Source organism: Nostoc sp., assembly GCF_036917615.1.
In the GTDB taxonomy this organism is placed as follows: domain Bacteria; phylum Cyanobacteriota; class Cyanobacteriia; order Cyanobacteriales; family Nostocaceae; genus Nostoc.
Genome location: NZ_JBALCZ010000036.1, coordinates 19,924 through 30,271 on the forward strand (window position 1 = coordinate 19,924; position 10,348 = coordinate 30,271).

Annotated in this window: 14 protein-coding genes; 10 read left to right on the forward strand and 4 right to left on the reverse strand. The window is 42.7% G+C overall.

The annotated features are described in order from the left end of the window. Window positions 1-99 precede the first annotated feature (99 nt). Both V7K85_RS13515 and V7K85_RS13520 read right to left on the reverse strand, forming a co-directional pair. Window positions 100-300, reverse strand: coding sequence for a hypothetical protein (locus tag V7K85_RS13515; RefSeq protein ID WP_334814167.1), 201 nt, complete (start codon window positions 298-300; stop codon window positions 100-102). Between the two features lie 147 nt (window positions 301-447). Further along, complete coding sequence (locus V7K85_RS13520; protein WP_334814168.1) at window positions 448-1,110, reverse strand: HEAT repeat domain-containing protein; 663 nt, start codon at window positions 1,108-1,110, stop codon at window positions 448-450. Between the two features lie 126 nt (window positions 1,111-1,236). Here V7K85_RS13520 and tnpB point away from each other — a divergent pair, with 126 nt between their 5' ends. The 3 genes from tnpB to V7K85_RS13535 all read left to right on the forward strand — a co-directional run bounded on the left by tnpB (window position 1,237) and on the right by V7K85_RS13535 (window position 3,332). Next, the gene (tnpB, locus tag V7K85_RS13525; RefSeq protein ID WP_334814169.1) at window positions 1,237-2,397 is read left to right on the forward strand and encodes an IS200/IS605 family element RNA-guided endonuclease TnpB; all 1,161 of its coding nucleotides are present in this window, start codon (window positions 1,237-1,239) and stop codon (window positions 2,395-2,397) included. Continuing rightward, window positions 2,390-2,557, forward strand: a complete 168-nt coding sequence (locus V7K85_RS13530; protein WP_334814170.1) for a hypothetical protein — start codon at window positions 2,390-2,392, stop codon at window positions 2,555-2,557. The genes tnpB and V7K85_RS13530 overlap by 8 nt, the downstream gene beginning before the upstream one ends. A 196-nt stretch (window positions 2,558-2,753) precedes the next feature. Further along, window positions 2,754-3,332 carry a phycobilisome protein gene (locus V7K85_RS13535; RefSeq protein ID WP_334814171.1) on the forward strand — a complete coding sequence of 193 codons (579 nt, stop codon included), beginning with the start codon at window positions 2,754-2,756 and terminating at the stop codon, window positions 3,330-3,332. A gap of 24 nt (window positions 3,333-3,356) precedes the next feature. Here V7K85_RS13535 and V7K85_RS13540 read toward each other — a convergent pair whose 3' ends face one another. After that, entirely contained in the window at window positions 3,357-3,509 is a 153-nt protein-coding gene (locus V7K85_RS13540) for a hypothetical protein (RefSeq protein WP_334814172.1), read from the reverse strand. Between the two features lie 254 nt (window positions 3,510-3,763). On the opposite strand from V7K85_RS13540, the gene V7K85_RS13545 reads away from it, so the two are divergent. From V7K85_RS13545 to V7K85_RS13575, 7 genes are all read left to right on the forward strand, one after another. Next, window positions 3,764-3,943 (forward strand): hypothetical protein, encoded by a 180-nt coding sequence (locus tag V7K85_RS13545; RefSeq protein ID WP_334814173.1) that lies wholly within the window; start codon window positions 3,764-3,766, stop codon window positions 3,941-3,943. A 392-nt stretch (window positions 3,944-4,335) separates the two neighbouring features. Continuing rightward, window positions 4,336-4,974: a phycobilisome rod-core linker polypeptide gene (locus tag V7K85_RS13550; protein WP_334814174.1), complete on the forward strand. Its 639-nt coding sequence runs from the start codon at window positions 4,336-4,338 to the stop codon at window positions 4,972-4,974. A 236-nt stretch (window positions 4,975-5,210) separates the two neighbouring features. Further along, window positions 5,211-5,969 carry a phycobilisome rod-core linker polypeptide gene (locus V7K85_RS13555; protein WP_334814175.1) on the forward strand — a complete coding sequence of 253 codons (759 nt, stop codon included), beginning with the start codon at window positions 5,211-5,213 and terminating at the stop codon, window positions 5,967-5,969. A gap of 272 nt (window positions 5,970-6,241) precedes the next feature. After that, window positions 6,242-6,778 (forward strand): phycobiliprotein lyase, encoded by a 537-nt coding sequence (locus V7K85_RS13560; RefSeq protein WP_334814176.1) that lies wholly within the window; start codon window positions 6,242-6,244, stop codon window positions 6,776-6,778. Window positions 6,779-7,004: 226 nt separating this feature from the next. Further along, entirely contained in the window at window positions 7,005-7,646 is a 642-nt protein-coding gene (locus tag V7K85_RS13565) for a chromophore lyase CpcT/CpeT (protein WP_334814177.1), read from the forward strand. Continuing rightward, complete coding sequence (locus tag V7K85_RS13570; RefSeq protein WP_334693360.1) at window positions 7,630-7,968, forward strand: CpeR family transcriptional regulator; 339 nt, start codon at window positions 7,630-7,632, stop codon at window positions 7,966-7,968. The genes V7K85_RS13565 and V7K85_RS13570 overlap by 17 nt, the downstream gene beginning before the upstream one ends. A gap of 467 nt (window positions 7,969-8,435) precedes the next feature. Then, window positions 8,436-9,443 carry a phycobilisome rod-core linker polypeptide gene (locus V7K85_RS13575; RefSeq protein ID WP_334814178.1) on the forward strand — a complete coding sequence of 336 codons (1,008 nt, stop codon included), beginning with the start codon at window positions 8,436-8,438 and terminating at the stop codon, window positions 9,441-9,443. Window positions 9,444-10,105: 662 nt separating this feature from the next. Here the strand turns inward: V7K85_RS13575 and V7K85_RS13580 are convergent. After that, the coding region (locus tag V7K85_RS13580; protein WP_334814179.1) for a WD40 repeat domain-containing protein at window positions 10,106-10,348 on the reverse strand (243 nt) is incomplete at its 5' end.

Sequence of the window (10,348 nt, forward strand, 5' to 3'; positions counted from 1 at the left end):
GCTTTAGCTCTTTGGGGTTCTTGGGGTTTAATAAGCAATCAAGCGGACATAATATAACAACTCCTGGGGACTCACTACTCAGTAGTAACTCAGCACTCTTCATAAAAGCTGCCAGTTCTTTTTCAGGAGCGCTAAAAATGTAGCGTATCCTTCGGAAAAACTGGGCGGATCAGGTAGAACATATTCTGGAAATTCTTTATACAATCGCCAAGGTTCCGAAGCATTATGCCGCAAATATAAGGCAGATTCCTCAGAACCTGCTAGTCGCCAAGTCATTTGACCAGTTGGTATATCAGTCACAAATGTCTCCTCATCTCGAAAAAGTTGATCTTTTCTTCCAGATTTTGGCAGACTGCCCGGATATTTTTGTCAAATTTAAGGTAAAATCAAATATTAGCTAATTGTTCTGATAAGTTTTATCACAATCTTGCGAACAAACCCACACCGCTATTGTGGCAACAAGTCTTCTAAAGCAGCTCCGACAACTCGGTGATCCTCATCCTGTCTGAGTTGGTTTAGGGCTACTTTTGCTTCCGGCTCGTCAAATCGTTTCAGGGCATAGCTAACTCGCACGCGCATCCGCCAAGATTGATCATTCACCAACGTTAGTATCTGGGATAATGCCGCAGCATGTTGGCTAGAATCAGCTAGTAAGCCAAGTCCATCAACAGAGGATTCCTGAACTGTGAAATCTTCATCTTTTAAACCCTGAACGCAGATATCAAAGAGTTCTTCAGGGCAATCCATTTCAGCGATCGCGGCCAAAATGCTCCGCCGCACTAGCCAGTGGTCATCCTGATAAAATGCCAGAACTAGATGAGAAACTGCGACTCTGCCAAATAGCGATAAAGAATTTGCCGCCTCAGCTCGCACGTTGGGTGTATCGTCAAATTTCATAATTTGCATCAAAGCCGCAAAAGATTCCGCTGATTGTTGATTACCCAAACCTCTTGCTACAAAAGAACGCACCAAAAATTCTGAGTCATGAAGTTTACTGGTTAACAGAGGAACTGCAACTTCTGATTCATAATTATTAAGGGCAGCGATCGCCTTCAGCCGATAGTGAAAATCTGGGTTCTTCAGTTCGGCTTGGATCTTATCGATTTCCATAAGTGCATTTGGTAGACCTATTCTTTACTTTATCGAAAATTTTGGTTTAAAACCTTCCCCTAAAAGGGGGACTTTACTTTTATTTGTCTTTAATTTAACATAGTAAACATTGTTTGGTAAAGCACAATGTTAAAAGCCTATAAGTACAGAATCTATCCGACTAGTGAGCAAGCAATATTGTTTGCCAAGTCGTTTGGTTGTGTGCGTTGGTTTTACAACTATGCACTTAACTTAACTAGTGAAACCTACAAATCTTCGGGTAAGGGATTAAGCCGCAATGACATCATTGATCTGTTGCCTTCCTTAAAGAAGGAATATGAGTGGCTAACAGAACCACCTTCTCAATGCTTGCAGCAAGTAGCCTTAGACCTATCCAGTGCTTTTTGGAACTTTTTTGAGAAACGAGCTAAATACCCAAGTTTTAAAAAGAGGGAACAAAAACAATCTATTCGCTTTCCTCAGCAAGTAAAACTAGAAGGCGACTATCTTATTTTGCCGAAACTCGGTAAGGTTTACTGCAAAGTATCTCGTAACCCAGAAGGAAAACTTAAATCTGTTACGGTATCACTCACCCCATCTGGTGAATACTATGCAGCTAGTCTTTATGATGATGGTAAAGATAAACCTGTTTCGTCGTCAGAAGGTAAAGCTATTGGGATAGACATGGGAATAAATCACTATGCAATTACTTCTGATGGAACAAAGCATGGGAATCCAAAATATTACCGAAAATATGAGTTGAGGCTAGCCAAAGGACAGAAATTACTGTCGCGCAAACATAAAGGGTCTAACAACCGTAACAAGGCACGAATTAAAGTTGCCAAGGTTCACAATAAAATTACTAGATGCCGTGAAGATTTTCTACACAAACTAAGTCGTAAATTAGTTGACGAAAACCAAGTCATAGTTGTAGAAAATCTGGCAGTTAAGAATATGGTTAGAAATTCCAAGTTAGCTTTGGCAATTAGTGATGCTGGCTGGGGTCAATTCTGCACCATGTTGAAATACAAGTCCGAGTGGGAAGGGAAAATATATATTGAAGTTGATAGATTTTTTCCTAGCTCAAAGACTTGTAATAACTGCTTGTACAAGAGTGATAGTCTCAATTTAGATATTCGTAGTTGGCAATGTCCCAATTGCAAAATAACACATGATAGGGACATTAACGCCGCGACGAATATCAGAGATGAAGGTTTACGACTTTTGGCGGGAGGGCATCTCGCTACCGCTTCTGGACAACGTGTAAGACCATCTAAAGGCACTGCTTTTAGAGGCGGTGTTGGATGAAGGAAGAATCCTCGCCGTTGAACGGCGAGGAGTTGTCAATTTACAGATGTCAGCAAATGGCGATCGCATTTTAGGAAGATTGAATCACGGGTATTGGGCACTTGTACTGAGCATCTTGACTTGCGGACATGGAGCTGGCGTCGTAAAGCCTGCGGCATAGCTTCTCTTCGAGACGCTGCGCGAAAGCTTAAGGCGCAGCCTAAGAAGAGAAGTATTGCCAAAGAGGAGGCAGGAGTTCTTTAATTTTGAATTTTGCCGAAAGTTTGAGCGGAGGTTTCCTGCGTTGGCGCAGCCCGCCGTAGGCATCAAAACTTTCCAAAACGAATGCGTGAATTTTGAATTTGGAGCGAAGCGATATGACTCAATTAAGCCAAACCGTCAAAGAATTAATAGCCAAAGCTAGAATTGTCAGCTTTGCAGAGTGGGAACAGTCCCATCCAAAAGCAGCGATCGCCATATTCCAAGCTGCGGATGATGCTTTTTGCTATCTAAGCGACGAAGATTTATTGCAGATTATAACCTTGTCACCTGATAATTCAGGCTTGATTCCTGTTGCTGTGTTGTTGCGCGATCGCGCAGCCGAAATCATTGATGAAGCTAGGGAGGAGGTTTTGGCGACTTATCCCGAAATTATTCAGCCTGGAGGAAGTCTTTATCCGCCTGAACGCGCCCAAGCTTGCTGGCGAGACTTTTGGCATTTTCTCCGCTGTATTACTTATGGCATAGCAGGTGGCCACACTGAGTATACAAATCCCACAGGACTGCACTATATGAACTTGCTTTATCAGGAATTACAAGTTCCAATAGAAGCAATGGTCTTAGGCTTAAAAAGTATTAAAGTTGCTAGTTTAAAGCGCTGTCAACCCAATCAGCAAGAAACTCTTGCTCCCTATTTTGACCATTTAATCACCCGACTGGCTACTTTCCAAATTTAGTAGTTCTAAGTAAAGAGTTCTGATCTAAGTGTCTAGTTGAACTGAGGACTTGGTTGAGCGAATGATGCTATGGGCAAAGGTGGCTAGACTAGTTCCCGGTGCGGTGCTGGCTGAAACTAAGCCTTTGCAAATTGCGCGGATGCAACGGATGAACTGATCACGAAGTTCATCCTCCATAATTCACTCTCCCAAAGCTACGCTTTGTCTCCCCTCTTTGCGTTTGCAGGGAGAGGATTAAGGGAAGCCAAGCGCTGACAGTGAATTTCCCGACTTTAAACAACTGGCGTGTGGGGTATGCAATCGCATTGTAAGGCAATACAATCGCATTGTAAGCCGATGCAATCGCATTGTTAGGCAATACAATCGCATTGTTGGTCGATACAATCGCATTCTAAGGCAATGCAATGGCAGTGTAAGGCGATACAATCGCATTGCAAGCTGATTGGCAAAAAGAAGTTAATAGCGTTCTTATATCAAGCCCATCAATTTATGATGCTGTTGGTCAATTAACTTTAGGTCTGCCCCTTTTACTATTAAACTTGGGGATTTGGAGGAAAGATTTGTTTGAATTTTCTCCCCTGCTTCCCCTGCTTCCCCTACTTTTGATTTAACCCTCTATTAATTCGCCAACAACATCATTTATTAATGGGCTTATCCTGCAACCGTTTTTTTTTGACAGCTATGATCACTTGTTGACTCAGCACTGTTAATGCTCCCACTCAGAGGAGTATTACAATACCATTGTCTGTGCCCCAATGACCAATTAGATACTAAAAAAAAGCTTAAATTTCTTTTATTATTTAACTTAATAAATTTTAATAAATATGGCTTCCGCATCGTATCAAAATGTGTAAAGCCATAATGATCCAAAAACTTAAATCATCAAGACTAATAAGGATTTAAAGTCTCTATGACCTCTCCCTTGTCAAATGATGTAAAGTTTTTTAATATCTGCTGAATATTCTTCTCATAAAATTTAGTTGTTAACTGGGAGATAGTTTGAATGGCTTTTGGACTAGCATCACGATTAGGGGTCGCTCTGTTTGAAGATACCGATCCCATTGATCTGTTGCCAAGTCGCTCTAATGAGGAAGTTGAAACCGTAATTAGATCTGTCTACAAGCAAGTTCTAGGCAATGCTTATGTAATGGAGAGTGAACGGCTTGCCGTTCCTGAATCCCAACTCAAACGGGGTGAAATTAGCGTTCGCGAGTTTGTGCGTCAAGTCGGGAAGTCGGAACTTTACTGTTCGCGGTTTTTTGATAGCGCTCCCCGCTATCGGGCGATTGAATTAAATTTCAGACATTTTATTGGTCGTGCGCCATTGGATTTAGAAGAGACGCGTGTACACAGCACTATTCTGGATACAAAGGGCTTTGAAGCTGAGATTGATTCCTATGTAGACAGCGACGAATACCAAGAGACCTTTGGGGAAAACATTGTGCCTTATATTCGGGGCTACAAAACCGAAGCTATCCAGGGTTTGGTTCAGTTTACCTACTTGTTTCAACTGGTACGTGGTTCCTCTAGCAGCAGCCTGAAAGGTGACTTAGCTGGCAAACAACCAAAATTGAATAGTCTGCTAATTCAAAGCACGGCTACCCCGGTTTTTTCAAACCACTGCTCCCTATCGGTTCATTGAACTAAACTTTCTCCAGTCTTTAATCTCCAGTGTAATCATTCAGCGAAAGTTAGCCTGGGATTTGATCAATTACGCTGTCAGTTGTCATATACGAAGATATTTAACACACTTTCACAAACTAAAGTTTTACAAAAGCTAGTCAGTAGCAAAATAACTGACAACTGATGGGAAAATCCACCTCTATTAAGGGGTAGGATGCTCAAAAATTTAATTAACGTTTTTTAGGAGATACTTCAATGTCACTTTGGGCTATTGATTCACCTAATGTTGAACTGCGTCCGAACACCAGCGAAAGTGAATTACAAACACTGATTCGAGCAGTTTACAAACAGGTTTTGGGCAATGCTCACTTGTTGGAAAGTGAGCGACTAGCCACCCTTGAATCGCAACTGCGCGATCGCAATATCAGTGTGCGCGAATTCGTCAACAGCGTTGCGAAATCAGAACTTTATCAATCCCTGTTTTTCAATTCTTCTTCTCAATATCGGTTCATTGAACTGAACTTCAAACATTTGCTAGGACGTCCTCCTGCCGATCAGGCAGAAATTTCCGAACACGTCCGCATCTACAACGAAGAGGGCTATGATGCTGAGATCGAATCCTATATCGATAGCGAAGAATATCAGCAGAATTTTGGCGAGAATATTGTTCCTTATCCTCGCAGCACTAGCTCCCAAATCGGGATTAAGAATGTTACCTTTAACCGCACCTTTACCTTACTCAGAGGAGTAGCTAGCAGTGATAGCGGTCGCAAAGCCAAGCTAATCAGCGATGTCGGATCAAATTTACCCACATCCATCAAGGCTCCCGCTGCTGGTTCTAGTGTAAGCAGCACCAGCAAACGCTTCTTGATTAAAGCAGTCAAAGGTTCAGCTAAACTCCCTACCCGTCTGGGCAACCTGGAATATATAGTTAACTACAACCAACTATCTGGGCAAGTGCAAAACATTCATCGGACGGGCGGCAAAATCATCAGTATCACTGAAGTTGCTTAGATTTGTCTAAGTAGGGGGCTGGGGACTGGGGATTGGGGAACATGTGGCGCTCTCTGGAGATAAGGGGTAATGGGGATTGGGAATTGGGGACTGGGGGGAGAATAATAACTCCTAACTCCTAACTCCTAACTCTTAACTCCTAACTCAGCACTCAGCACTCAGCACTTCTGAATGCAGTTGTGGTCAAGGAGGCTAGCATATAAACTGGGAGAATAACTCTTTAGCCAAGATATCTCTTGGATTGTAAGCTACTTTTTAAGATCACTTTTCTAATGCAAATTACTGAATTTTTTGAACTTTCAATTGGACGATGGCGATCGCAGCGTAGCGGTCATCATTTAGCATTCGCCCACTTTGAAGAAGTGCTGTCTAACATTGACATTGAGTCTCTATCCACCGATCATCCGGCGGTGCTAGCAATCTGTCAATTGTATGACACTCACCCCGCTAGTATCACCCACCCCTTTCGGATGACTTGGGAAGGTGAGTCAGACTGGGACGATAAACCAATCTCTGGTAGTACTGTGCTGGTGCCAATTCCCGATGTCGAAAATCCTTCTAGAGGCAAACTTCTGCGCGACAGGGGATACGCGGAAACAATCCCAGCGGTGGCTAAATATCATCTGAGTGACGATGGTATTTTTACGCTGTTAACAGAGTATGACCTCGCTGCTGCTGAGGAGCGAATTTGGTTTGCTAACCCAAATCTGCGATTTCGGGTAGCGATGATTAAAACCAGTGATGGTAAAGGCGTGACAACAGCTTCCTTTTCTTCAGAGATTCGCTCTTTGTCAAGTTCAACCAGTTAGCAAATTTCAGGTTAAAACATAAAAGGATACAAGCTCCTAAATTTATTTATGGGGATTGTAATGAGTGAATTTTGCGGAAAGTTTGAGCGGAGGTTTCCGACGCTCTCTACGAGACGCTGCGCGAACGCGGACTCGCTAACGCTGCGCTATCTGTTGGCGCAGCCCGCCGAAGGCATCAAAACTTTCTAAGACGAATGCGTGAATTTTAAATTCGGAGCAAAGCGACGTGACGATAGCGCCTAGTGAATCTAGCACCAACGCTAGTGATTTGCTTACTTTAGCCTGTTGGATGGCAGGAGATTTTAGCAACTACAAGCAATCTTTTGCAAATCCGCAACTTTACGCCCACATTCACATTTTTTTTCGTCCTTTACCGATTAAATTTTTTTCTGACATCGGTTTTTATTCTGAACAAGCATATGACCACGATTTATGGACACCCTATCGTCAGGGAGTACATAGACTAGTCGACTGGGGCGATCGCATTTATATCGAAAATTACAGCTTGAAAGACCCTATGCTTTATGCAGGTGCTGCTCGTGAATTAGATATTCTCAAAACGATCACCCCAGAGAGCATTGAACGGCGTTATCACTGTTCAATGGTTTTCCAGCGAGAAGGTGAAATGTTTCGAGGCAGTGTAGAACCGGGCAATCAATGTCTGATTAAGCGCAATGGATGCCAGACATACCTTGTCAGCGAAGTCGAAGTAACTGAGCGTACTTGGATAAGTCTAGATCAAGGTATAGATATTGAAACCCACGAGCAAATATGGGGATCAACTGCTGGCCCTTTGCAATTTGAAAAACGGGAAAGTTTTGCTGATGAATTACGTGCGGTGAGTGCCAGAAATGTTGATTCAGCTTGAATTTGTTAAAACCAAAATGTTACCTCCACCAGCCGAAAAAAAAATGCGCTGCTGGATTCGCAGTCGCCACTTGATTTGTTCAGGTAACTTTTTTATATTCGAGACATTAGAATATACGACGATTGAGAGATTCTCTGAATGTGTAGCTTCTTTAGGAGGAACAGTAATATCCGTTGACCCAATTAATAAAATTTGGATGGGCGATCATCGCCAAGTCATTTTATATCAGGCAAAAGCTAGTTTACATACGCCTCATCATACTTTGAAACAATACTGGATAAAATACGGTGGTTTCTACACTAGATTTGATGAGCGTGTTTGAGAGTTACTATCCTGCGGAAATCCTTCTGACAGGTGTTTACATTCCAATTCAAAATTCAAAACTTAATTTTGAATTTTAAATACTACCCAAGGGGGTTGACGGCTAATTGTTAGTGTCTAATTGCTAATTTCTTATAATGATTAGCTGTTAGTTATTAACAGTTAGCCGTCTAAGTTTGTTAGAAAATGTAACTAAAAAAGTCCCCAAAACTTGATAAATTAATCCTGACTGTAAAGGGAATTAAGATTTGTTAGTGCTTATATCGATTACCTATGAGGTTGCTCCAGAACAATTTGCTCAGAGCAAGTTGTCTCACCAAGCTTGATTTTGTGCAGTTTCACAAAGAATTGGTATTAGCTATACCACGTAACCACTAACAAATACTTAGCTCCCATTACCTTTAAAAATATAGATTTTTAGCAAACGTCCTCAAAGCCATTAGTCACTCCTACCCACAATAACCAAGTATGCAAATCTTCTTAGACGAAGAAACCAGACGCCGCCAATATCAAGCATTTCCCCAAACAGAACCCATTGAACTGTGGACTACTGCTTCAGTTGAAGACATTGAAATTGTAATTCGGGCAGTTTATCGGCAAGTGTTGGGTAATGCCTACATTATGGAAAGTGAGCGGCTCATCGTTCCAGAATCCCAACTAAAACAAGGTATAATCGATGTCCGTGAGTTTGTGCGTCAAGTTGCCAAATCAGAGTTGTATCGCTCCAGATTTTTTGATAGAGTTTACCGCTATCGGGCGATTGAACTGAACTTCAAGCACCTGCTGGGTCGCGCTCCCGATGACTACTCCGAGACGAAATATCACAGCAACATTCTAGATGAGAAGGGTTTTGAGGCGGATATTGATTCTTATCTTGATAGCGACGAGTATCTAGATGCTTTTGGGGATAACATAGTGCCATATTACCGGGGTTATAAAACTCAAACGGGCAAAAAGATATTGGAATTTACCAATATGCTGCAACTGGTGCGGAGCAATTCTAGCAGTGACAAGAACCTAGCAACGAATAATGAACCTCAGCTGGTGCGATCGCTAATTACCAACACTCCTTATGGTAGGCAGAAACCCACCGACATTAGTGCTTTACTTGCTGAAGTATTCAAGCGAAAGCCAGAAACTGCTACTCCAGTTAATCCGTTTATTGCAGCTCAGACAGCAGCTGAAGAAGGCTTACGGCAAAAGATTAAAGAGCAAGAAAGCCAGATTGCAACTTTGCAACAACAACTAACAGACTTAAGACCGTTTGCTAGCATTGGGACAACAAAATTCAGTAATAGTTTGCAGTCTTCCAATTCTGTGACCAGCACAGGCGAATATACATCTTTGCAACAGCAAGCTGACGTTCAAGAAAAACAGATTGCAGCTTTGCAAGAGCAAGTCGCTGATGCCCGACGGTCTGCCACAATTGGGGAAGCCCGGTTGAATAAGTGGCGCAGTCGCGTTTTTAATGGCTAATTTTTCTACTGTTTAGTTTTGTCGGGTGCGTTAGCCTTTGGCTAACGCACCGCTTTTGCAAAAGTTAAAAATGTAGCGTAGTTTACCGCACCTCTCTACGAGACGCTGCGCGTAGCTTGCTTCCACGAAGTGGTACGACAGGCTACTTTGACTGCGCTCAGTACAAGTCAGTGACCACCGCAGGCATCGCATGAGATAATTCTGAAAAGTGCGATCGCTTGAGCAAAACTGAGAAACTTTTTCAGCGATCGCATCAGATGATTTGAGAAAGTGCGATCGGGTAGCGTTTCCTCTGGAGAATCGCCGGCCCTTTGCTAACCATTTATATCATGTCCATTGGAGTAATCATAATATCCGTATTACCCCACCCCGCCAAAGCTGCGCTTTTGCTCCCCTTGGCCTACCGTGTATACACAAGTCAAATTACCCCCCTTAATCCCCCCTTAGAAAGGGGGGAAACAAAAATCTAGTTCCCTAGAAAGGGGGGAAACAGGAATCTAGTTCCCTCCCCTTGACAAGGGGAGGGTTAGGGTGGGGTAAAACTGACGCGAAAAACCAGGTGAGTAAACTATTTTAGACTTGTGTATACACCGTAGCCCCTTGGCAAGGTGAGGGGTTAGGGATGGGGTGCTTTTATTACAGGCATTTTAACCGACATCATATTATTTAATATCATCGCAAAGATGCTTGTCACTCTCACTCAAATTCGAGTTATTCTGCAAATAATCATGCAGCCAATTGCAACCCCGCACCAGCAATTGGTCTAAATTCTCCACTGGCCACAACCGCGCTGTACCGTCATCTGATGCTGTGGCGATGGTTTTGCCGTCCGGGCTGAAACTCACACCCCTGACTGCGCCTTGATGCCCTTTGAATTCTTGCAGCAGTTGCCCTTGCAGGTTCCA